The organism is Sporosarcina sp. CAU 1771 (assembly GCF_054482775.1).
In genome coordinates, this window is sequence record NZ_JBTLRN010000003.1 from 143,131 (window position 1) to 163,919 (window position 20,789).

Consider the following 20,789-nt stretch of genomic DNA (forward strand, 5'->3'; position numbering starts at 1 on the left):
AGGGAGGTATGCTCCTTGGTAGATGTAAACAATTTTGAGTATATGAAGATCGGCCTCGCTTCATCGGATAAGATTCGATCATGGTCATATGGTGAAGTTAAGAAGCCAGAGACGATTAACTACCGGACATTAAGACCAGAAAAAGAAGGATTGTTCTGTGAACGTATTTTCGGACCTACAAAGGACTGGGAATGCCATTGCGGAAAGTACAAACGTGTTCGTTATAAAGGAGTCGTTTGTGATCGTTGTGGTGTAGAAGTTACACGTCAGAAAGTTCGTCGTGAACGTATGGGGCACATCGAACTAGCTGCTCAAGTAACACACATTTGGTACTTTAAAGGAATCCCAAGCCGAATGGGCTTAATTCTTGATATGACACCACGTGCTCTAGAAGAAGTTATCTATTTTGCATCCTATGTTGTTGTAGATCCAGCGGATACACCGCTCGAAAGAAAGCAGTTGCTATCTGAAAGAGAATACCGTATGTATCGTGAAAAGTATGGTACGAAATTTCAAGCGCTAATGGGTGCAGAAGCAATTGAGCGTCTTTTGGCTGCAATCGATTTGGATAAAGAAGCAGACTTCCTTAAAGAGGAATTGAAAACAGTTCAAGGTCAACGTCGTACACGTGCTATCAGACGACTTGACGTTGTTGAGTCTTTCCGTCACTCAGGCAATCGTCCTGAATGGATGGTTCTTGAAGTATTACCGGTAATTCCACCAGAGCTCCGTCCGATGGTACAACTAGACGGTGGCCGATTTGCAACTTCTGATTTAAATGATTTGTACCGAAGGGTTATAAACCGGAACAATCGACTGAAAAGATTGCTTGATCTTGGTGCTCCTGGAATTATCGTTCAAAACGAGAAGCGTATGTTACAAGAAGCGGTTGACGCACTTGTTGACAACGGTCGTAGAGGACGTCCAGTTACAGGACCAGGAAATCGTCCATTAAAATCCCTATCGCATATGTTGAAAGGGAAACAAGGTCGATTCCGTCAAAACTTACTTGGTAAACGAGTGGATTATTCAGGACGTTCTGTTATTGTCGTAGGTCCAAACTTGAAAATGTATCAGTGTGGTTTACCAAAAGAAATGGCAATTGAATTATTCAAGCCATTTGTTATGAAGGAACTCGTTGAACGTGGACTTGCACATAACATCAAGAGTGCGAAGCGAAAAATCGAACGTCTTCATTCTGAAGTTTGGGATGTACTAGAAGAAGTTATTAAGGAGCATCCGGTCTTATTGAACCGTGCACCAACGCTTCACCGTCTAGGAATCCAGGCGTTTGAACCAGTTCTTGTAGAAGGTCGTGCAATCACTCTTCACCCACTTGTATGTACAGCATATAACGCTGACTTCGATGGTGACCAGATGGCTGTTCACGTACCACTTTCTGAAGAAGCACAAGCTGAAGCCCGTCTATTAATGCTTGCAGCTCAAAATATTTTGAACCCTAAGGATGGTAAGCCGGTTGTTACTCCATCTCAGGATATGGTTTTAGGAAACTATTACCTAACACTTGAACGTAAAGATGCAGCTGGTGAAGGTTTTGTATTCCGTGATACAGATGAAGCGATTATCGCTTATCATAATGGTCATGTACATCTTCATTCACGTATCGCTGTTCAAGCAGGCTCGTTAAATAACCCGAATTTCTCGGAAGAGCAAAACGGTAAATTACTTCTTACAACTGTAGGTAAGCTAATATTTAACGAGATTTTACCAAGGTCGTTCCCGTACATCAACGAACCGACAGATTTCAACTTACAAGTTGAGACGCCTAAAAAGTATTTTGTTTCCGGAACAGTAGACGTGAAGAAGCATCTTGCTGAAGCTGAACTCGTAGCACCTTTCAAGAAGCAAATACTTGGTAATATCATTGCTGAAATATTTAAAGTGTTCCACATTACGGAAACATCAAGAATGCTAGACCGTATGAAGGACCTTGGATTTAAATATTCAACACGTGCAGGAATTACGATAGGAATGTCAGACATTGTTGTACTTCCAAATAAAGGTGAAATTCTAGAAGAAGCTCAAAGTAAAGTAGATAATGTTCTGAAGCAATTTAGACGTGGTTTGATCACGGAAGAAGAGCGTTATGATCGCGTTATCTCTTATTGGAGTCATGCAAAAGATGTTATCCAGGATAAACTAATGGAATCTCTTGATAATATGAACCCAATCTTTATGATGAGTGATTCCGGAGCTCGTGGTAACGCCTCAAACTTTACGCAGTTAGCAGGTATGCGTGGTCTGATGGCAAACCCGGCAGGAAAGATTATCGAGTTACCGATTAAGTCATCCTTCCGTGAAGGACTAACGGTTCTTGAGTACTTTATCTCAACGCATGGTGCTCGTAAAGGTCTTGCGGATACGGCACTGAAAACAGCTGACTCAGGTTACCTGACTCGTCGACTTGTTGATGTAGCTCAAGATGTTATTGTTCGTGAAGATGATTGTGGTACAGATCGTGGCCTTGTGGTTGGTGCGCTAATGGAAGGTTCTGAGTTGATTGAAGGACTTGATGAGCGTATCGCAGGACGTCACACTAAGAAAACAATACGTCATCCTGAAACTGGAAAAGTAATTCTAGCGAGGGATGAAATGATTACAGAAGACGTGTCACGTACAATTATAGAGGCTGGTATTGAAGAGATTTCAATACGTTCAGCATTTACTTGTAACACGAAACACGGCGTATGTAAGAAATGTTACGGTATTAACTTAGCTACAGGCGAAAATGTCGAGGTCGGCGAAGCAGTTGGAATCATCGCTGCTCAGTCAATCGGTGAACCAGGTACTCAGCTTACGATGAGAACGTTCCATACAGGTGGAGTTGCTGGGGATGATATTACTCAGGGTCTTCCACGTATCCAGGAAATTTTCGAGGCAAGGAATCCGAAAGGGCAAGCTGTCATCTCGGAAATTAAAGGAGTAGTTACGGAAATAGACGAAATTCGTGAAGGTCAGAAAGAACTTACCATCACGGGTGAAGTTGAAACACGTAAGTACTTGGCGCCTTACAATGGTCGACTCAAAGTTGCTGTTGGTGACACTGTCGACAGAGGAGAACCGATTACTGAAGGGTCTATCGATCCTAAAGAGTTAATCGTGGTCAAAGACGTGGCTACTGTTCAAGTATATTTATTAAAAGAAGTTCAAAAGGTATACCGTAGTCAGGGTGTTGAAATTGGTGATAAACACGTTGAAGTTATGGTACGTCAAATGCTTCGAAAAGTACGTATAATTGAAGCAGGAAACACAGATCTATTACCAGGTTCATTAGTCGATATTCATCAATTCTCGGATGCGAACAAAGTGGTTCTTGAAGCAGGAAAAATACCTGCGACATGTCGCCCGGTTATTCTTGGTATCACTAAAGCATCTCTTGAGACAGAATCCTTCCTTTCTGCCGCTTCATTCCAAGAAACGACACGTGTTCTAACGGATGCTGCGATTAGAGGGAAAATGGATGAGTTATTAGGATTGAAAGAGAACGTCATTATCGGTAAACTCGTACCCGCGGGAACTGGAATGCAGCGTTATCGTCAAATCCTTATGGATAAAGAAGAAACAAAGAATGCAGACGAAAAAGTAGCAGCAGAGTAAATAAGTGAAGTACCTTCCGGGGGAATTGAAAAGTAATTCCCCCTCTTTTTTTAATTATGTATTGACAGATTTAAAAACAAATGATAATATACAAAAGGTTGATAGTTAAATGTCTGCACTTTGGAGGATATGTAAATGTCTTATGAAAAAGTTGAACAGGCGAAGAAGACAATCATCGGTACTAAGCAGGCAGTGAGAGCAATCCGTGCAGGAATAGTGACTGAACTCATTATTGCTCAGGATGCTGAAGAACGTATAATTTCTTCAGTAATTGAAGAAGCGAAGCTTCAGGGTATCCCTGTAGTGTATGTGGATTCCAAGAAAAAACTTGGAGAAGCATGCGGAATACAAGTTGGTACGGCTGTAGTTGCGATTACTGTATAATCGTTTTTGTGCAATAAAGCACAAAGACTTTGTTTTTTACCTAAAAATGAACCACCTGGATGTGTGGTCTTACAAATGAAAGTATGAGAGGAGGAAAAACCGATGCCTACAATTAACCAATTGGTCCGCAAACCACGTAAACCAAACGTGATGGGATCTAAATCACCAGCACTCGGAAAAAGTTATAACAGCTTCAAAAAGTCAATGACAAACGTAAACTCTCCACAAAAGCGGGGTGTTTGTACACGTGTTGGTACTATGACACCGAAGAAGCCAAACTCGGCACTTCGTAAATATGCACGTGTTCGTTTGACAAACTCAATGGAAGTTAACGCTTATATTCCTGGTGAAGGTCATAACCTACAAGAACATAGTGTTGTTCTTATCCGTGGAGGACGCGTAAAAGACTTACCTGGTGTTCGTTACCATATCGTTCGTGGAGCACTTGATACAGCTGGAGTTACTGGCCGTATGCAAAGTCGTTCTATGTATGGAGCAAAAAAACCTAAAGTAAAAAAATAAAACATAAAAATAATTAGCACGAAAGGAGGAATACAACATGCCTAGAAAAGGTCCTGTTGCAAAACGTGACGTACTTCCAGATCCACTATATAACTCGAAGCTCGTTTCACGTCTGATTAACCAATTGATGGTTGACGGAAAAAAAGGTACATCTCAAAAAATCCTCTACGGTGCGTTCGAACTTGTAAGAGAACGTTCTGGTAAGGATCCACTTGAAGTATTTGAAGCAGCATTGAACAATGTAATGCCGGTACTTGAAGTACGTGCACGCCGTGTAGGTGGAGCAAACTATCAAGTTCCAGTTGAAGTGCGTCCTGAGCGTCGTACTACACTTGGATTACGTTTCTTCGTAAACTACTCTCGCCGTCGTGGAGAGAAGACAATGGAAGAGCGTCTTGCAAATGAAATTCTAGATGCATCTAATAACACTGGTGCATCAGTAAAACGTCGTGAAGAGCTTCACAAAATGGCAGATGCGAACAAAGCATTCGCTCACTACCGCTGGTAAAATAAAGGTTTCTATAACAGCTCTAATCCGAAACGGAAGGAGATTTACATTATGGCTAGAGAGTTCTCCTTAGAGAAGACTCGTAACATTGGAATCATGGCTCACATCGATGCTGGTAAGACAACAACGACTGAGCGGATTCTATATTATACAGGTAAAATCCACAAACTTGGAGAAACGCACGAAGGTGCATCTCAAATGGACTGGATGGCACAAGAACAAGAGCGTGGTATTACAATCACTTCTGCTGCAACAACAGCATCTTGGAAGGGTCACCGCGTTAACATCATTGATACACCAGGTCACGTAGACTTCACTGTAGAAGTTGAACGTTCACTTCGTGTACTTGATGGTGCTGTAACAGTACTTGATGCACAATCAGGTGTTGAACCACAAACTGAAACAGTTTGGCGTCAAGCAACAAACTACGGTGTTCCACGTCTTGTATTCGTCAACAAAATGGATAAGACAGGTGCAGATTTCCTATATTCAGTAGGAACTCTACGCGAACGTCTTGGTGCAAATGCGCATCCAATCCAGTTGCCTATTGGCGCGGAAGATCAGTTCCATTCAATTATTGACTTAGTTGAAATGAATGTAATTAACTATGGTGATGATACTGGAATGAACGTTGAAATTGGCGAAATTCCTGAAGAGCACCTACCATTAGCACTTGAATATCGTGAAAAACTAATCGAAGCTCTTTCTGAGTTTGATGAAGATCTTCTTGAGAAGTTTTTGAATGAAGAAGAATTTACAGTTGATGAAATTAAAGCAGCAATTCGTAAGGCTACGTTAGCTGTTGAATTTTATCCGGTTGTATGTGGAACTGCATTCAAAAACAAAGGAGTTCAACTTGTACTTGATGCTGTCATCAACTACCTTCCATCTCCAGAAGATGTTTTACCTATGAAAGGTACAGATCCAGACACTGGCGAAGAGTTAACTCGTCCAGCTATGGAAGATGGCCCATTCGCTGCATTAGCTTTTAAAGTAATGACAGATCCGTATGTAGGTAAATTAACATTTTTCCGAGTTTACTCAGGTGTGTTAAAATCAGGTTCATACGTACAAAACTCTTCAAAAGGAAAGCGTGAACGCGTAGGACGTATTCTACAAATGCATGCTGACTCACGTGAAGAAATTGCAGAAGTACATGCTGGAGATATTGCAGCAGCTGTTGGTCTTAAGGATACAGGAACTGGCGACACACTATGTGAAGAAAAGAACCTTATCATCCTAGAGTCAATGGACTTCCCAGAACCAGTTATTTCTCTATCTGTAGAGCCTAAGACGAAAGCTGACCAAGATAAAATGGGTCAAGCACTTGCTAAGCTTCAAGAAGAGGATCCAACATTCCGCGCGCACACAGACGAAGAAACAGGCGAAGTAATTATTGCTGGTATGGGTGAACTTCACCTAGACGTTCTCGTTGACCGTATGCGTCGTGAGTTTAATGTTGAAGCTAACGTTGGTGCACCACAAGTTTCTTACCGTGAGACATTCCGCAAATCAGCGGAAGTTGAAGGTAAGTTCGTACGTCAATCAGGTGGACGTGGACAGTATGGTCACGTATGGGTTGAGTTCTCTCCTAACGAAGTTGGGGCAGGATTTGAATTCGTAGATAATGTTGTTGGTGGAACTGTTCCACGTGAATATATCTCCTCTGTAGAAGCTGGAATTCGTGATTCACTTAACAATGGTGTTGTAGCGGGTTACCCACTAATTGATATTAAAGCTCGACTATTTGATGGTTCTTACCATGATGTTGACTCAAACGAGATGGCATTTAAGATTGCTGCTTCAATGGCACTTAAAAACGCTGTCGCACACGTTGATCCGGTTCTATTAGAGCCAATGATGAAGGTTGAAGTCATTATTCCGGAAGAATACATGGGCGATATTATGGGCGATATCACTTCTCGACGCGGCCGCGTTGAAGGAATGGAAGCTCGTGGTAACGCACAAGTAGTTCGTGCAATGGTTCCTCTTGCTCAAATGTTCGGTTATGCAACGTCCCTACGTTCAAATACGCAAGGGCGCGGAGTATTCTCAATGGTGTTTGATCACTATGAAGAAGTACCGAAATCAATTGCAGAAGAAATTATCAAGAAAAATAAAGGCGATTAATTGTAATCTATCTTTATTTGCAGTATAAATTAATTGTATGCTTTAAGTCATTGGAGAAAAATCTCCAATGACTCTAATAAAAAATAAACTTTTGTATTTATAAGGAGGACTTCTATAATGGGTAAAGAAAAATTCGACCGTTCCAAGTCACATGCTAACGTAGGAACAATCGGTCACGTTGACCATGGTAAAACAACTTTAACTGCTGCAATCGCAACGGTTCTTGCAAAAAGATCAGGTGGAACAGCTCAGTCATATGCTGACGTTGATAATGCACCAGAAGAAAAAGAGCGTGGTATTACAATTAACACGTCTCACGTTGAGTACGAAACTGCTACTCGTCACTACGCACACGTAGACTGCCCGGGTCACGCTGACTATGTTAAAAACATGATCACTGGTGCAGCACAAATGGATGGCGGAATCTTAGTTGTATCTGCAGCTGATGGTCCAATGCCACAAACTCGTGAGCATATCTTGCTTTCACGTCAAGTAGGTGTTCCATATCTTGTTGTATTCATGAACAAGTGTGACATGGTTGACGACGAAGAGCTTCTTGAGTTAGTAGAAATGGAAATTCGCGATCTTCTTTCAGAGTATGAGTTCCCTGGCGATGACATTCCAGTTATCAAAGGATCTGCTCTTAAAGCACTTGAAGGCGAAGAAGAGTGGGAAGAGAAAATTGTTGAACTTATGGATGCAGTTGACTCATACATTCCAACTCCACCACGTGATACTGAAAAGCCATTCATGATGCCTGTTGAGGACGTATTCTCAATTACAGGTCGTGGAACAGTTGCTACAGGACGTGTTGAGCGTGGACAAGTTAAAATCGGAGACGTTGTCGACATCGTTGGTATCGTTGAAGAAGCAAAAGCTACTACTGTTACAGGTGTAGAAATGTTCCGTAAACTTCTTGATTATGCAGAAGCGGGCGACAACATTGGAGCATTACTACGTGGAGTTTCACGTGATGATATCCAACGTGGTCAAGTACTTGCTAAGCCAGGTACAATCGTTCCTCATACTTCATTTACAGCTGAAGTTTATGTTCTTTCAAAAGAAGAAGGTGGACGTCATACTCCATTCTTCACAAACTACCGTCCTCAGTTCTACTTCCGTACAACTGACGTAACTGGTGTTTGTAATCTTCCAGAAGGCGTAGAAATGGTTATGCCTGGAGATAACGTTGAAATGACAATTGAGCTTATCAACCCAATCGCTCTTGAAGAAGGTACTAAATTCTCAATTCGTGAGGGTGGACGTACAGTAGGCGCTGGCGTTGTAGCGACAATTCAAAAATAATATCTTTATTTTTAAAATCCCACCCTTAGCGGTGGGATTTTTTTATCTTATGAACTATCGATAATCTCTGCTTATCACTTAATCTACTCTCATGATTTTAAGTAAAACTACTATAATTAATATATAACTATCAACTGCTGTTGACAGGGCTGTTCTCTTCTGATAAGTTGATAAAGTGCCAAAAATACTTTATCGCTTTAATTGGTTAAAGCATCGGTTGGTAGGAGGAAATTAAATGAATGCAGTTATTATCGCAATTCTTATTATGCTTATTTTAAGTTTATTGCGAGTCAACGTTGTTTTGGCTCTTGTTGCAGGAGCGATTATTGGTGGACTTGTAGGAGGACTTTCAATAGATGCGACAATTACGACGTTTACAGGTGGGCTAGGTGATGGGGCAACAATCGCTCTTAGCTATGCTTTATTGGGTGGCTTTGCAGTAGCAATTTCAAAAACTGGAATCCCACAGCTTCTAGTGAATGTCATGTTGAAAATAGTCAAGAAAGATGGTCAAAAGGACAGGACAGCACTTGGGAAGGTCTTAATTATATTCGTTCTTCTTTCTATGGCTATATTTTCTCAAAACTTAATTCCGATTCATATCGCTTTTATTCCTTTGTTGGTTCCACCGATTTTGCATATATTGAATATGATGCAAATAGATCGACGATTAATAGCGTCTGTTCTAACGTTTGGACTTACGGTTCCTTACATTCTATTGCCGTACGGATACGGCTTTATATTTCATGAAATTCTAGCAACTCAGATGGATAAGGCTGGCTTAGCTATTGACATGGCAGATATTCCTAAGGCGATGGCATTTCCGGTTCTTGGACTTGTCGTTGGATTGCTCATAGCGGTATTTTTCTCATATAGAAAGCCTAGGGTATATGAAAATCATCAAATAGATACTAGTGAGGAACAATATGACATTAAGAAACGCAATGTGGTGTTCACGGTACTTGCGCTAGTTGGAACGCTAGCTGTTCAAATTCCGACTCAATCTATGATAGCGGGTGCTATTACTGGGATTTTCATTTTATATATAACCGGTGCACTAAAATGGAAGGAAGCAGATAGTGTTGTGAATGAAGGGATGCGAATGATGGCGTTTGTTGGATTTGTTATGATTACAGCAAATGGATTCGCGGCAGTACTAAAAGAAACTGGCCATATTCAATCACTTGTGAACAACTCGAGTGAACTACTTGGTGATAATAAAGGGATGGCAGCACTACTAATGTTGCTTATCGGATTAGTAGTGACGATGGGTATTGGATCTTCCTTTGCAACCATACCGATTATCGCAGCAATATTTGTGCCGCTTAGTATAGAGTTTGGTTTTAGTACAATGGCAATCATCGCGCTCATAGGAACTGCCGGGGCTCTTGGTGATGCAGGCTCACCTGCGTCAGACTCGACACTTGGTCCGACTGCTGGCCTTGATGTTGATGGGCAACACAACCACATTTGGGATACATGTGTGCCAACATTTATTCATTACAATATTCCACTTGTAGTGTTTGGTTGGATAACAGCAATCTTTCTAAACTAAAAAATAGGGTGTTTAATTGTTCTGACTAATTCGTGGCTACTTGCAATTTAGCACACTAGGATTTATAATTAAAAAGCTCAGGAAAGAAAATGCATAAAACACTTGCGTAATGAAATTCCTTTGTGTATAATATTGAATGTTGGTCTTTTGACTGCGATGAAGCGAGAGGTTGCCGACACACCAGGCCGCTTTGCCATGGCATGTGTGTGGGAAATTTTCGTGGAGAATGTCTATCAAATTAGGCGAAAAGGAGGGAAAATAATGGCAAAACAAAAGATTCGTATTCGTTTAAAAGCATATGATCACAGAATTCTAGATCAGTCTGCTGAGAAAATTGTTGAAACAGCAAAACGTTCGGGTGCTAGTGTATCGGGTCCGATTCCACTACCAACTGAAAGAAGTGTTTACACTGTACTTCGTGCGGTTCACGTTTACAAAGATTCACGCGAACAGTTCGAAATGCGTACTCATAAACGCTTGATCGATATCGTTAACCCGACACCACAAACTGTCGACGCGTTAATGAAGTTGGATTTACCATCCGGCGTAGACATTGAAATCAAACTTTAATCATTAAAATAGTATTAAAACATTACAGGAGGTGTTACTAATGACCAAAGGAATCTTAGGAAGAAAACTCGGAATGACGCAAGTTTTCGCTGAAAACGGCGATTTAATTCCAGTAACTGTCATCCAAGCTACTCCAAACATTGTACTTCAAAAGAAGACACAAGAAACGGATGGCTATGAAGCAATTCAGCTTGGATTTGAAGACAAACGTGACAAGCTTTCAAACAAACCTGAAAAAGGGCATGTTGCTAAAGCTAACACGACGCCTAAGCGCTTCATCCGCGAATTTCGTGGATTGGACGTTAGTGCTTATGAAGTTGGACAAGAGGTTACAGTTGAAACTTTTGCTGAAGGCGATGTAATCGACGTAACAGGAGTTTCAAAAGGTAAAGGATTTCAAGGTGTTATTAAACGCTACGGTTTCTCAATGGGTCCAATGAGTCACGGATCTCGTTTCCACCGTTCTACAGGTTCAATCGGTTCAGTTGATGCACAACGTGTATTCAAAGGGAAGAAGATGCCAGGACGTATGGGTAGCGATACAGTGACTATTCAAAACTTAGAAGTTGTACGAGTTGACGCTGAGCGCAACTTACTACTTATTAAAGGGAACGTTCCAGGAGCACGTAAGTCACTTATCCAAGTGAGAAACGCTGTTAAAGGAAACTGACTACTAAAGGAAGGAGGAAATTGAAATGCCTAAAATTTCTGTATTAAGCCAGACGGGTACTTCTGTTGGTGACATCGAACTAAACGATGCAATCTTCGGGATTAAGCCAAACGAAGCCGTCTTATTCGAAGCAATTATTCAACAACAAGCTTCTTTACGTCAAGGTAATCACAAAGTGAAAACTCGCTCAGAAGTTGCCGGCGGTGGACGTAAGCCGTGGCGTCAAAAGGGAACAGGTCGTGCTCGTCAAGGGTCGATTCGTTCACCACAATGGCGTGGAGGCGGAATCGTATTTGGTCCGTCACCAAGAAGTTATTCATACAAGTTGCCTAAAAAAGTTCGTAGACTTGCTCTTCTTTCAGCTCTTTCAACGAAAGTTCTTGAAGAAAATCTAGTTGTTCTTGAAGGCCTTGCATTTGATGCACCAAAAACAAAAGACTTTATTCAATTCATGAAAGACCTTTCAATTAATAAGAAAGCCCTAATTGTTACAGCTGACCTAGATGAGACAGTAGCATTGTCTGCTCGAAACATCCCTGGAATTAGCGTAGTAACAGCAAATGGCATCAACGTCCTTGACCTTATAGGTCATGATAAACTTATTATGACGAAAGCTGCAGTTCAAAAAGTAGAGGAGGTGCTTGGTTGATGGAAGCACGTGATGTATTGAAACGTCCGGTCATAACCGAGCGTTCTTCTGAACAAATGGAGTTTAAAAAGTATACTTTTGAAGTAGACACTCGCGCAAACAAAACAGTTGTTAAACAAGCTGTTGAAGAAATTTTTGGCGTAGAAGTTGAAAAAGTAAACGTCATGAATTACAAAGGGAAGTTCAAACGTATGGGTAAGCATGCTGGTTATACAAACAAGCGCCGTAAAGCGATTGTTACATTAACTGCAGACTCAAAAGACATCGAACTTTTCGAGATCTAAAAATAACCATTTAATTATACGAAGGAGGGAAACCAAATGGCGATTAAGAAATACAAACCTACCTCCAACGGACGTCGTAATATGACTACTTCGGACTTCGCTGAACTTACAACGAATAGACCGGAGAAATCATTGCTTGCTCCAATCAAACGGACAGGTGGACGTAACAATACAGGTAGGACTACTGTTCGTCATCAAGGTGGAGGACATAAGCGCCAATACCGAGTCATCGATTTCCAACGACGGAAAGATGGCATACCAGGACGCGTTGCTACGATCGAATACGATCCGAACCGTTCTGCTAATATCGCACTAATCAATTACGCAGATGGAGAAAAACGTTACATTCTTGCTCCTAAAGGTTTAGTAGTAGGAGAACAAGTAATGTCAGGTCCAGACGCAGACATTAAAATCGGTAATGCATTACCTTTAACTAACATCCCAATGGGTTCAACAATCCATAATATTGAGATGAAGCCAGGAAAAGGTGGCCAACTCGTTCGTTCTGCAGGTACATCTGCACAACTACTTGGACGTGAAGGCAAATATGTTATTATTCGTTTGCAATCAGGAGAAGTACGTATGATCCTTGAAGCTTGCCGTGCAACAATTGGTCAAGTCGGAAATGAACAACACGAACTTATCAACATTGGTAAAGCAGGCCGTTCACGTTGGTTGGGTAAACGTCCAGCAGTACGTGGATCTGTAATGAACCCGAACGATCACCCACACGGTGGTGGAGAAGGTCGTACAGGAATTGGAATGCCATCACCACTTACACCATGGGGCAAACCTACTCTTGGATATAAAACTCGTAAGAAATCCAATAAATCCGACAAACTTATTGTTCGTCGCCGTAAAAAATAATGTGAATGAACTGCGGTTCTATGAATGGACCGTAGTACACGCACGGAGGGAGGTTCCGACATGGGACGCAGCTTGAAAAAAGGACCTTTTGTAGACGACCATCTTCTAAAGAAGGTAGAAGCACAAAATGATTCTCAGAAAAAACAAGTAATTAGAACTTGGTCACGCCGTTCTACTATATTCCCGTCTTTCATCGGATTGACAATTGCTGTCTATGACGGCCGCAAACACGTACCTGTCTACATGACTGAAGATATGGTAGGTCACAAACTTGGCGAATTCGCACCGACGCGCACATATAGAGGCCACGGTGGAGACGACAAGAAAACAAGACGTTAATTGAGAGGAGGTTATTCTGATGCAACAAGCTAAAGCTACTGCCCGCACAGTCCGTATTGCTCCTCGCAAAGTCCGTTTAGTCGTTGATCTTATCCGGGGCAAGAAAATCGGTGAAGCTGTCGCAATTCTACGCCTGACGCCAAAAGCGGCATCTCCGGTAGTAGAGAAAGTATTAAACTCAGCAATTGCAAACGCTGAACATAACTATGAGATGGATGTCGAGAACCTTATCGTAAGCGAAGTATTCGTTGATGAAGGTGCGACAATGAAACGTTTCCGTCCACGTGCACAGGGACGTGCAAGTGCAATCAACAAACGCACAAGCCACATCACTGTAGTGGTATCAGAAAAAAAGGAGGGATAATTCGTGGGTCAAAAAGTACATCCTAACGGTTTACGGGTCGGTATCATCCGCGACTGGGAGTCGAAATGGTACGCTGAAAAAGACTATGCAACTCTTTTACATGAAGACTTAAAGATTCGTAAATATATCGACACGCGTCTTGTAGAAGCATCAGTTTCAAAAGTTGAAATTGAGCGTGCTGCTAAGCGTGTTAACATAACAATTCACACTGCGAAACCAGGTATGGTAATCGGTAAAGGTGGTTCCGAAGTAGAAACACTTCGTAAACAACTTAATGATATTACTGGCAAGCGTGTACACATCAATATTATTGAAATTAAACGTGCTGATCTTGATGCGAAATTAGTAGCAGAAAGCATTGCACGTCAACTAGAAGGCCGTGTTTCATTCCGTCGTGTTCAGAAACAAGCGATTCAACGCACAATTCGTTCTGGCGCACTAGGAATTAAAACTCAAGTTTCTGGACGTCTTGGCGGTGCCGACATCGCTCGTGCAGAACATTATAGTGAAGGTACTGTCCCTCTTCATACTTTACGTGCAGATATCGATTATGCTCATGCAGAAGCCGATACTACTTACGGTAAATTAGGCGTAAAAGTATGGATTTATAGAGGAGAAGTCCTTCCAGTGAGAAAGAAGAACTCTGAGGAAGGAGGCAACTAATATGTTAATGCCTAAACGCGTTAAATACCGTCGTGTATTCCGTGGAAAGATGCGCGGAACTACAAAAGGCGGAGCATCAGTACAGTTCGGTGAATTCGGACTGCAAGCAGTAGAGCCGGCATGGATTACAAGCCGTCAAATAGAATCTGCACGTATCGCAATGACACGTTACATGAAACGTGGCGGTAAAGTATGGATCAACATTTTCCCACACAAACCATATACAAAGAAGCCTCTAGAAGTACGGATGGGTTCAGGTAAAGGTGCGGTAGAAGGCTGGGTAGCTGTTGTTAAGCCTGGTAGAGTTATGTTTGAAATCGCGGGTGTAAATGAAGAGGTTGCTCGTGAAGCACTTCGTCTTGCATCTCACAAGCTTCCTATTAAAACGAAGTTTGTAAAACGTGAAGAAATTGGTGGTGAATCTAATGAAAGCTAAAGAAATCCGTGACTTGACAACTGCAGAGATTGAGCAACAAGTGAAATCACTGAAAGAAGAGCTTTTCAACCTTCGCTTCCAATTGGCGACAGGCCAATTAGAAAACACTGCACGTATCGGCGAAGTTCGTAAATCAATCGCGCGTATGAAAACTGTAATACGTCAAAGAGAAATCAGTGCAAATAACTGATGGAGGAGGTTGCAACCATGACAGAGCGTAACCAACGCAAAGTATACACAGGACGTGTCGTATCTGACAAAATGGATAAGACAGTTACTGTAATGGTCGAAACATACAAGAAGCATTCTTTATACGGTAAGCGTGTAAAGTATTCTAAGAAATTGAAGACCCACGACGAATTAAATGAAGCGAAAATCGGTGACGTTGTTCGTATAATGGAAACTCGTCCGTTATCAGCAACAAAACGTTTCCGCCTATTAGAAGTAGTCGAAAAAGCGGTCGTTATCTAATAAAGTTCGGAGATAATAATCCGGGAGGAGGTAGCCTCAATGATCCAACAGGAAAGTCGTATGAGAGTAGCCGATAACTCTGGCGCTCGTGAAGTTCTTACAATTAAAGTTTTAGGCGGTACAGGCCGTAAAGTAGCTAACATCGGTGATGTAGTTGTATGTACAGTGAAAAAAGCAACACCAGGTGGCGTTGTTAAGAAGGGTGAAATCGTCAAGGCGGTTATCGTCCGTACGAAAAGTGGCGTTCGACGCAAGGATGGTTCATACATTACGTTTGATGAAAACGCATGTGTAATCATTCGTGATGATCAAAGCCCACGTGGTACACGTATTTTCGGACCAGTTGCTCGCGAACTTCGCGATGTTAACTTTATGAAGATTATTTCATTAGCACCGGAAGTACTTTAATTCACATGACAATGCCAATCAAGGAGGTGCGACAGAATGCATGTTAAAAAAGGCGATAAAGTTATGGTTATATCCGGTAAAGACAAAGGTAAGACGGGCGTAATCTTAGCAGCTTTACCTAAAAAGGATCGTGTGCTTGTTGAAGGTGTTAACATCGTCATGAAACATACGAAGCCTAATCAAGAAAACCCGCAAGGCGGAATCGTTAGCCAAGAGGCAGCTATCCATGTATCTAACGTCATGGTTATAGATCCTAAAACTGGTGAGCCAACACGCGTAGGTTATAAGATAGAAGATGGCAAAAAAGTTCGTGTTGCTAAAAAATCCGGTGAAAACCTGGATAAATAAGTAACGGATGAAAGGAGGTCCAACAGATGAGCCGTTTTAAAGAAAAGTTTACAAACGAAGTAACACCTGCTCTTATGAGCAAGTTTGAATATACATCGGTTATGCAAGTGCCAAAAGTGGATAAGATCGTTATCAACATGGGTGTTGGTGATGCTGTTCAAAACACGAAAGCACTTGATGCGGCAGTGGAAGATTTAACAATCATTTCTGGTCAAAAACCGGTCATCACAAAAGCGAAGAAGTCTATCGCAGGATTCCGTCTCCGTGAGGGGATGCCTATCGGAACGAAGGTTACATTACGCGGTGAGCGCATGTACGAATTCCTCGATAAGCTAATCTCGGTATCACTACCTCGTGTACGTGACTTCCGTGGAGTTTCAAAGAAATCATTTGATGGTCGTGGAAACTATACTCTAGGGGTAAAAGAACAATTGATCTTCCCTGAGATTGACTATGATAAAGTTTCTAAAATACGCGGTATGGATATCGTCATCGTTACGACTGCAAACTCTGATGAAGAAGCAAGAGAGTTATTGACGCAGTTCGGCATGCCGTTCCAAAAGTAAATAAGAGGGAGGCGAAAACGTGGCTAAAAAATCAATGATCGCAAAACAAAAACGTACGCCAAAGCATAGTGTTCAGGCGTATACAAGATGTGAGCGATGTGGTCGTCCACATTCTGTATATCGTAAATTCAAGCTTTGCCGTATTTGTTTCCGCGAATTGGCATACAAAGGACAAATTCCAGGCGTTAAAAAAGCAAGCTGGTAATCCCCTAAATATGGGAAGGAGGTAAATGCAATGACAATGAGTGATCCGATCGCAGATATGCTTACACGCATCCGTAACGCGAACATGGTTCGTCACGAGAAGCTTGAAGTTCCTGCTTCAAACATGAAAAAAGAAATTGCTGAAATCTTGAAACGTGAAGGTTTTGTACGCGATGTAGAATATGTCAAAGATAGCAAACAAGGTATCATCCGCATATTCCTTAAATATGGTCAAAATAACGAGCGTGTTATCACTGGTCTTAAACGTATTTCAAAACCGGGTCTTCGTGTTTACGCAAAAACAAACGAAGTTCCTAAAGTTTTGAATGGTCTGGGTATCGCCCTCGTTTCCACATCACAAGGTGTCCTTACTGACAAGGATGCTCGTGCTAAACAAGTAGGCGGAGAAGTAGTAGCTTACGTTTGGTAATACGTAACAATTGAATGGAGGTGCAACTGAATGTCCCGTATTGGAAAAAAGCCGATTACTGTTCCAGAACAAGTAACAGTTACGATTGCAGAAGGTAATCATGTTACTGTTAAAGGACCTAAAGGCGAACTTACAAACACATTTAATACTGATATAAAGATTGAACAAGAAGCAAACGTGATCACATTGGTCCGTCCTTCTGAATCGAAAGAACACCGTTCTATTCATGGAACGACTCGTTCATTACTCGATAATATGGTGACAGGCGTTTCAAAAGGTTTTGAAAAGTCACTTGAACTTGTAGGGGTAGGTTACCGTGCGCAACTTCAAGGACAAAAACTTGTATTGAACGTCGGCTATTCTCACCCGGTTGAATTTACACCGGAACAAGGAATTGAAGTAGAAGTTCCTGCAAACACAAAAATTACTGTTCGTGGGATAGACAAAGAACGCGTTGGCGCTCTTGCCTCGAATATTCGTCAAGTACGTCCTCCAGAGCCTTATAAAGGTAAAGGAATTCGTTATGTAGGCGAAGTAGTCCGTCGTAAAGAAGGTAAAACAGGTAAATAATGCCCATTAAGGCATTCGGAAGGAGTGACCACGATGATTACGAAAAAAGATAGAAACGTTGTACGTAAAAACCGTCATGCACGTGTACGTACAAAAATCAGCGGAACTGCGGCTCGTCCACGTTTGAACGTTTATCGATCTAATAAGCATATCTATGCTCAATTAATCGATGATATTAACTCAGTAACGATCGCAAGTGCTTCTACTATGGACAAAGAGTTTGGCTCAGAGTCTACAGCAAGTGCTGAAGCTGCTGTAAAAGTCGGCGAGTTGATCGCGAAAAATGCTGTTGAAAAGGATGTCAAAACGGTTGTTTTCGACCGTGGCGGTTACCTATTTCACGGCCGTGTGAAAGCTCTTGCGGACTCAGCACGTGAAAATGGTCTAGAATTTTAATTTAAGAAGGAGGGACACATTTCATGCGTCGTAATGATCAGAATAAAAGTGAATTCGAAGAACGCGTAGTAACGATTAATCGCGTAGCTAAAGTTGTGAAAGGCGGACGTCGTTTCCGTTTCACTGCTCTAGTTGTAATCGGAGATAAAAATGGCCGTGTAGGTTTCGGTACTGGTAAAGCGCAAGAAGTTCCAGATGCGATTCGTAAAGCAATAGATGATGCTAAAAAGAACTTAGTTGTGGTACCAATGGTCAAAGGTACAACTCCACACGAAGTACTCGGTCGTTTTGGTGCAGGTCAAGTCCTTATCAAGCCTGCAGCACCAGGTACTGGAGTTATCGCTGGAGGACCTGTCCGTGCAGTACTTGAACTAGCAGGTATTACTGATATCCTATCTAAATCTCTTGGATCAAGTACACCAATCAACATGGTTCGTGCAACTGTCGAAGGATTGAAAAGCTTGAAACGTGCTGAGGATGTTGCGAAATTACGCGGTAAATCAGTAGAAGAACTACTAGGTTAAGGGGGGAAGCACAATGACAAACGTACTTGAAGTTACCCTTACAAAAAGCGTGATTGGTTCTAAACCGGCACAACGTAAAACAGTAGAAGCGTTGGGACTACGTAAATTGAATCAAACGGTTGAACATAAAGATAATGTCGCTATTCGTGGCATGCTCAATACAGTAGCCCACCTGGTTACAGTTAACGAAAAATGATTTTGATTTTTTAATAAGGAGGTGCCATAAAGATGAAATTACACGAATTGAAACCAGCTGAAGGTTCTCGTAAAAAACGCAAACGCGTTGGACGCGGAATGAGTTCAGGTCACGGTAAAACTTCTGGTAGAGGTCATGACGGACAAAACTCTCGTTCAGGCGGTGGAGTACGTCTTGGATTTGAAGGTGGACAAATTCCACTTTTCCAACGTTTACCTAAGCGTGGATTTACAAACATTAACCGTAAGGATTATGCAGTTGTAAACCTTGACAAGCTTAATGTTTTCGATGAAGGCACGGAAGTAACACCAGAATTGTTAATAGAGACAGGTATCGTTAGTAATGCTAAATCTGGAATTAAGATTCTAGGTAACGGGGTTCTTGATAAGAAGATTACTGTAAAAGCAAACAAATTTTCTGCCTCTGCAAAGGAAGCTATTGAAAAAGCTGGCGGCCAAACTGAGGTGGTTTAATGTTTCAGACGATCTCCAATTTTATGCGCGTACAAGATATAAGACGTAAAATCGTTTACACACTGCTTTTGCTTATCGTTTTTAGATTAGGAACATTTATAACTGTTCCAGGCGTTAATGCATCTGCATTTCAGACGGATCAAAATAGCCTAATTGGCTTTATGAATATGTTCGGTGGAGGCGCTCTTGCTAACTTTTCTATCTTAGCGATGGGGATCATGCCTTATATTACAGCATCTATCATCGTGCAATTATTGCAGATGGATGTTGTACCGAAGTTTTCCGAATGGGCGAAGCAAGGTGATGTTGGAAGACGTAAGCTTGCTCAGTTCACAAGGTACTTCACGATTATCCTGGCATTTATTCAAGCTATGGCCATGTCATTCGGTTTTAACCGGATGTTTGACGGTAAGCTAATAATTGCAGAAGGATTTTCAACATATGTTGTTATTGCGCTTGTATTGACTGCTGGAACTGCATTTCTATTATGGCTAGGCGAAAAAATTACCGAAAAAGGTGTTGGAAATGGTATTTCCATTATCATCTTCGCAGGTATCGTTGCTGGTATTCCAACAGCCGTCAACCAATATTATGCAACTCAGCTTCAAGATGCTGGTGATGCGTTATTCATCAGAATCGCAATAAGTGCATTATTGCTCCTTGTTATTGTGGCAATCACTGTCGGTATCATTTATGTACAAGAAGCATTACGAAAAATTCCAATTCAGTATGCAAAACGTGTTACTGGCCGAGGTCCTTCGACTGCAAGCCAACAAACTCATTTGCCGTTAAAACTGAATGCTGCGGGTGTTATCCCAGTAATTTTCGCTTCTGCATTCTTTATGACTCCTCAGTCTATCGTAACTTTTTTCGGTGAAAATAGTTTTACGTCTACGATTAGAGAAGTATTTGATTATACGACACCTGTCGGAATGACATTGTATGTAGCACTAATTATTGCCTTCACTTATTTTTATGCCTTTATTCAGGTTAATCCTGAAAATATGGCGGATAATTTAAAGAAGCAAGGTGCCTACATTCCGGGTATTCGCCCAGGGCAAAATACACAAAGTTATTTAACAAGTACATTATATAGATTGACATTTGTGGGAGCTATCTTCCTTGCAACTGTATCAATCATGCCAATGTTCTTTATCAAGTTTGCAAATCTTCCTCAATCGGCACAAATCGGCGGAACGAGTTTGATCATCGTCGTCGGTGTAGCGCTTGAAACGATGAAGCAACTTGAATCACAACTTGTGAAAAGACATTATAAAGGATTTATGAAATAAACTTTTCAGGAACTACTCTTCCTGAAAAGTGAATTTGAAGGAGCGCT

29 protein-coding genes are annotated in these 20,789 nt (G+C 41.5%); all 29 read left to right on the forward strand.

Annotated features, from left to right (window positions below; all coding sequences use genetic code 11):
• The first annotated feature begins 15 nt into the window (after positions 1-15).
• The 29 genes from rpoC to secY all read left to right on the forward strand — a co-directional run bounded on the left by rpoC (position 16) and on the right by secY (position 20,742).
• Complete coding sequence (gene rpoC, locus ACXYMX_RS04605) at positions 16-3,618, forward strand: DNA-directed RNA polymerase subunit beta' (RefSeq protein WP_459043064.1); 3,603 nt, start codon at positions 16-18, stop codon at positions 3,616-3,618.
• Positions 3,619-3,753: 135 nt separating this feature from the next.
• Complete coding sequence (locus ACXYMX_RS04610) at positions 3,754-4,002, forward strand: 50S ribosomal protein L7ae-like protein (protein ID WP_459043065.1); 249 nt, start codon at positions 3,754-3,756, stop codon at positions 4,000-4,002.
• A 102-nt stretch (positions 4,003-4,104) separates the two neighbouring features.
• Complete coding sequence (gene rpsL / locus ACXYMX_RS04615; protein WP_459043066.1) at positions 4,105-4,524, forward strand: 30S ribosomal protein S12; 420 nt, start codon at positions 4,105-4,107, stop codon at positions 4,522-4,524.
• Positions 4,525-4,561: 37 nt separating this feature from the next.
• Positions 4,562-5,032 carry a 30S ribosomal protein S7 gene (gene rpsG, locus ACXYMX_RS04620; RefSeq protein ID WP_459043067.1) on the forward strand — a complete coding sequence of 157 codons (471 nt, stop codon included), beginning with the start codon at positions 4,562-4,564 and terminating at the stop codon, positions 5,030-5,032.
• Between the two features lie 51 nt (positions 5,033-5,083).
• Complete coding sequence (gene fusA, locus ACXYMX_RS04625; protein WP_459043068.1) at positions 5,084-7,162, forward strand: elongation factor G; 2,079 nt, start codon at positions 5,084-5,086, stop codon at positions 7,160-7,162.
• Between the two features lie 117 nt (positions 7,163-7,279).
• Entirely contained in the window at positions 7,280-8,467 is a 1,188-nt protein-coding gene (tuf, locus tag ACXYMX_RS04630; RefSeq protein WP_459043069.1) for an elongation factor Tu, read from the forward strand.
• A 235-nt stretch (positions 8,468-8,702) separates the two neighbouring features.
• Positions 8,703-10,022: a Na+/H+ antiporter family protein gene (locus ACXYMX_RS04635; protein ID WP_459043070.1), complete on the forward strand. Its 1,320-nt coding sequence runs from the start codon at positions 8,703-8,705 to the stop codon at positions 10,020-10,022.
• A 261-nt stretch (positions 10,023-10,283) separates the two neighbouring features.
• Positions 10,284-10,592, forward strand: a complete 309-nt coding sequence (gene rpsJ, locus ACXYMX_RS04640; RefSeq protein ID WP_459043071.1) for a 30S ribosomal protein S10 — start codon at positions 10,284-10,286, stop codon at positions 10,590-10,592.
• Positions 10,593-10,632: 40 nt separating this feature from the next.
• Complete coding sequence (rplC, locus tag ACXYMX_RS04645) at positions 10,633-11,262, forward strand: 50S ribosomal protein L3 (protein ID WP_459043072.1); 630 nt, start codon at positions 10,633-10,635, stop codon at positions 11,260-11,262.
• 25 nt (positions 11,263-11,287) lie between these two features.
• A complete protein-coding gene (gene rplD, locus ACXYMX_RS04650; RefSeq protein WP_459043073.1) occupies positions 11,288-11,911 on the forward strand; it encodes a 50S ribosomal protein L4 in 624 nt (207 codons plus the stop codon).
• Positions 11,911-12,195, forward strand: coding sequence for a 50S ribosomal protein L23 (rplW, locus tag ACXYMX_RS04655; RefSeq protein ID WP_459043170.1), 285 nt, complete (start codon positions 11,911-11,913; stop codon positions 12,193-12,195). The genes rplD and rplW overlap by 1 nt, the downstream gene beginning before the upstream one ends.
• Before the next feature lie 36 nt (positions 12,196-12,231).
• Entirely contained in the window at positions 12,232-13,062 is an 831-nt protein-coding gene (gene rplB, locus ACXYMX_RS04660) for a 50S ribosomal protein L2 (RefSeq protein WP_459043074.1), read from the forward strand.
• Between the two features lie 60 nt (positions 13,063-13,122).
• Positions 13,123-13,401, forward strand: a complete 279-nt coding sequence (gene rpsS, locus ACXYMX_RS04665; RefSeq protein WP_459043075.1) for a 30S ribosomal protein S19 — start codon at positions 13,123-13,125, stop codon at positions 13,399-13,401.
• A gap of 19 nt (positions 13,402-13,420) precedes the next feature.
• Positions 13,421-13,765, forward strand: coding sequence for a 50S ribosomal protein L22 (rplV, locus tag ACXYMX_RS04670; RefSeq protein WP_459043076.1), 345 nt, complete (start codon positions 13,421-13,423; stop codon positions 13,763-13,765).
• Positions 13,766-13,768: 3 nt separating this feature from the next.
• Positions 13,769-14,428: a 30S ribosomal protein S3 gene (gene rpsC, locus ACXYMX_RS04675; RefSeq protein ID WP_459043077.1), complete on the forward strand. Its 660-nt coding sequence runs from the start codon at positions 13,769-13,771 to the stop codon at positions 14,426-14,428.
• A gap of 1 nt (position 14,429) precedes the next feature.
• Entirely contained in the window at positions 14,430-14,864 is a 435-nt protein-coding gene (gene rplP / locus ACXYMX_RS04680; RefSeq protein ID WP_459043078.1) for a 50S ribosomal protein L16, read from the forward strand.
• Complete coding sequence (gene rpmC / locus ACXYMX_RS04685; protein WP_381540196.1) at positions 14,854-15,054, forward strand: 50S ribosomal protein L29; 201 nt, start codon at positions 14,854-14,856, stop codon at positions 15,052-15,054. The genes rplP and rpmC overlap by 11 nt, the downstream gene beginning before the upstream one ends.
• Positions 15,055-15,071: 17 nt before the next feature.
• Positions 15,072-15,335 (forward strand): 30S ribosomal protein S17, encoded by a 264-nt coding sequence (rpsQ, locus tag ACXYMX_RS04690; protein ID WP_459043079.1) that lies wholly within the window; start codon positions 15,072-15,074, stop codon positions 15,333-15,335.
• Positions 15,336-15,374: 39 nt separating this feature from the next.
• Positions 15,375-15,743 carry a 50S ribosomal protein L14 gene (gene rplN / locus ACXYMX_RS04695; RefSeq protein WP_459043080.1) on the forward strand — a complete coding sequence of 123 codons (369 nt, stop codon included), beginning with the start codon at positions 15,375-15,377 and terminating at the stop codon, positions 15,741-15,743.
• Between the two features lie 36 nt (positions 15,744-15,779).
• Positions 15,780-16,091 carry a 50S ribosomal protein L24 gene (gene rplX, locus ACXYMX_RS04700; protein WP_459043081.1) on the forward strand — a complete coding sequence of 104 codons (312 nt, stop codon included), beginning with the start codon at positions 15,780-15,782 and terminating at the stop codon, positions 16,089-16,091.
• 26 nt (positions 16,092-16,117) lie between these two features.
• Positions 16,118-16,657 carry a 50S ribosomal protein L5 gene (rplE, locus tag ACXYMX_RS04705; protein ID WP_459043082.1) on the forward strand — a complete coding sequence of 180 codons (540 nt, stop codon included), beginning with the start codon at positions 16,118-16,120 and terminating at the stop codon, positions 16,655-16,657.
• Between the two features lie 19 nt (positions 16,658-16,676).
• Positions 16,677-16,862, forward strand: a complete 186-nt coding sequence (locus ACXYMX_RS04710) for a type Z 30S ribosomal protein S14 (protein ID WP_269051743.1) — start codon at positions 16,677-16,679, stop codon at positions 16,860-16,862.
• Between the two features lie 30 nt (positions 16,863-16,892).
• On the forward strand, positions 16,893-17,291 hold the full coding sequence (gene rpsH / locus ACXYMX_RS04715; protein WP_459043083.1) for a 30S ribosomal protein S8: 399 nt from the start codon (positions 16,893-16,895) through the stop codon (positions 17,289-17,291).
• Between the two features lie 30 nt (positions 17,292-17,321).
• Positions 17,322-17,861, forward strand: coding sequence for a 50S ribosomal protein L6 (gene rplF / locus ACXYMX_RS04720; protein ID WP_459043084.1), 540 nt, complete (start codon positions 17,322-17,324; stop codon positions 17,859-17,861).
• A gap of 33 nt (positions 17,862-17,894) precedes the next feature.
• Complete coding sequence (rplR, locus tag ACXYMX_RS04725) at positions 17,895-18,257, forward strand: 50S ribosomal protein L18 (protein ID WP_459043085.1); 363 nt, start codon at positions 17,895-17,897, stop codon at positions 18,255-18,257.
• 23 nt (positions 18,258-18,280) lie between these two features.
• On the forward strand, positions 18,281-18,781 hold the full coding sequence (gene rpsE / locus ACXYMX_RS04730; RefSeq protein ID WP_459043086.1) for a 30S ribosomal protein S5: 501 nt from the start codon (positions 18,281-18,283) through the stop codon (positions 18,779-18,781).
• Between the two features lie 13 nt (positions 18,782-18,794).
• Positions 18,795-18,977 (forward strand): 50S ribosomal protein L30, encoded by a 183-nt coding sequence (gene rpmD / locus ACXYMX_RS04735; RefSeq protein ID WP_459043087.1) that lies wholly within the window; start codon positions 18,795-18,797, stop codon positions 18,975-18,977.
• A 32-nt stretch (positions 18,978-19,009) separates the two neighbouring features.
• Positions 19,010-19,450: a 50S ribosomal protein L15 gene (gene rplO / locus ACXYMX_RS04740; protein WP_459043088.1), complete on the forward strand. Its 441-nt coding sequence runs from the start codon at positions 19,010-19,012 to the stop codon at positions 19,448-19,450.
• Complete coding sequence (secY, locus tag ACXYMX_RS04745; protein ID WP_459043089.1) at positions 19,450-20,742, forward strand: preprotein translocase subunit SecY; 1,293 nt, start codon at positions 19,450-19,452, stop codon at positions 20,740-20,742. Before rplO ends, secY begins: the two co-directional genes overlap by 1 nt.
• Positions 20,743-20,789 lie beyond the last annotated feature (47 nt).

Excerpts from the sequence above, each read along its gene's own strand:
- ACXYMX_RS04610 (WP_459043065.1), top strand. The coding sequence starts at position 3,754 with ATGTCTTATGAAAAAGTTGAACAGGCGAAGAAGACAATCATCGGTACT.
- rpsL (WP_459043066.1), top strand. The coding sequence starts at position 4,105 with ATGCCTACAATTAACCAATTGGTCCGCAAACCACGTAAACCAAACGTG.
- rpsG (WP_459043067.1), top strand. The coding sequence starts at position 4,562 with ATGCCTAGAAAAGGTCCTGTTGCAAAACGTGACGTACTTCCAGATCCA.
- fusA (WP_459043068.1), top strand. The coding sequence starts at position 5,084 with ATGGCTAGAGAGTTCTCCTTAGAGAAGACTCGTAACATTGGAATCATG.
- tuf (WP_459043069.1), top strand. The coding sequence starts at position 7,280 with ATGGGTAAAGAAAAATTCGACCGTTCCAAGTCACATGCTAACGTAGGA.
- ACXYMX_RS04635 (WP_459043070.1), top strand. The coding sequence starts at position 8,703 with ATGAATGCAGTTATTATCGCAATTCTTATTATGCTTATTTTAAGTTTA.
- rpsJ (WP_459043071.1), top strand. The coding sequence starts at position 10,284 with ATGGCAAAACAAAAGATTCGTATTCGTTTAAAAGCATATGATCACAGA.
- rplC (WP_459043072.1), top strand. The coding sequence starts at position 10,633 with ATGACCAAAGGAATCTTAGGAAGAAAACTCGGAATGACGCAAGTTTTC.
- rplD (WP_459043073.1), top strand. The coding sequence starts at position 11,288 with ATGCCTAAAATTTCTGTATTAAGCCAGACGGGTACTTCTGTTGGTGAC.
- rplW (WP_459043170.1), top strand. The coding sequence starts at position 11,911 with ATGGAAGCACGTGATGTATTGAAACGTCCGGTCATAACCGAGCGTTCT.
- rplB (WP_459043074.1), top strand. The coding sequence starts at position 12,232 with ATGGCGATTAAGAAATACAAACCTACCTCCAACGGACGTCGTAATATG.
- rpsS (WP_459043075.1), top strand. The coding sequence starts at position 13,123 with ATGGGACGCAGCTTGAAAAAAGGACCTTTTGTAGACGACCATCTTCTA.
- rplV (WP_459043076.1), top strand. The coding sequence starts at position 13,421 with ATGCAACAAGCTAAAGCTACTGCCCGCACAGTCCGTATTGCTCCTCGC.
- rplP (WP_459043078.1), top strand. The coding sequence starts at position 14,430 with ATGTTAATGCCTAAACGCGTTAAATACCGTCGTGTATTCCGTGGAAAG.
- rpmC (WP_381540196.1), top strand. The coding sequence starts at position 14,854 with ATGAAAGCTAAAGAAATCCGTGACTTGACAACTGCAGAGATTGAGCAA.
- rpsQ (WP_459043079.1), top strand. The coding sequence starts at position 15,072 with ATGACAGAGCGTAACCAACGCAAAGTATACACAGGACGTGTCGTATCT.
- rplN (WP_459043080.1), top strand. The coding sequence starts at position 15,375 with ATGATCCAACAGGAAAGTCGTATGAGAGTAGCCGATAACTCTGGCGCT.
- rplX (WP_459043081.1), top strand. The coding sequence starts at position 15,780 with ATGCATGTTAAAAAAGGCGATAAAGTTATGGTTATATCCGGTAAAGAC.
- rplE (WP_459043082.1), top strand. The coding sequence starts at position 16,118 with ATGAGCCGTTTTAAAGAAAAGTTTACAAACGAAGTAACACCTGCTCTT.
- rpsH (WP_459043083.1), top strand. The coding sequence starts at position 16,893 with ATGACAATGAGTGATCCGATCGCAGATATGCTTACACGCATCCGTAAC.
- rplF (WP_459043084.1), top strand. The coding sequence starts at position 17,322 with ATGTCCCGTATTGGAAAAAAGCCGATTACTGTTCCAGAACAAGTAACA.
- rplR (WP_459043085.1), top strand. The coding sequence starts at position 17,895 with ATGATTACGAAAAAAGATAGAAACGTTGTACGTAAAAACCGTCATGCA.
- rpsE (WP_459043086.1), top strand. The coding sequence starts at position 18,281 with ATGCGTCGTAATGATCAGAATAAAAGTGAATTCGAAGAACGCGTAGTA.
- rpmD (WP_459043087.1), top strand. The coding sequence starts at position 18,795 with ATGACAAACGTACTTGAAGTTACCCTTACAAAAAGCGTGATTGGTTCT.
- rplO (WP_459043088.1), top strand. The coding sequence starts at position 19,010 with ATGAAATTACACGAATTGAAACCAGCTGAAGGTTCTCGTAAAAAACGC.
- secY (WP_459043089.1), top strand. The coding sequence starts at position 19,450 with ATGTTTCAGACGATCTCCAATTTTATGCGCGTACAAGATATAAGACGT.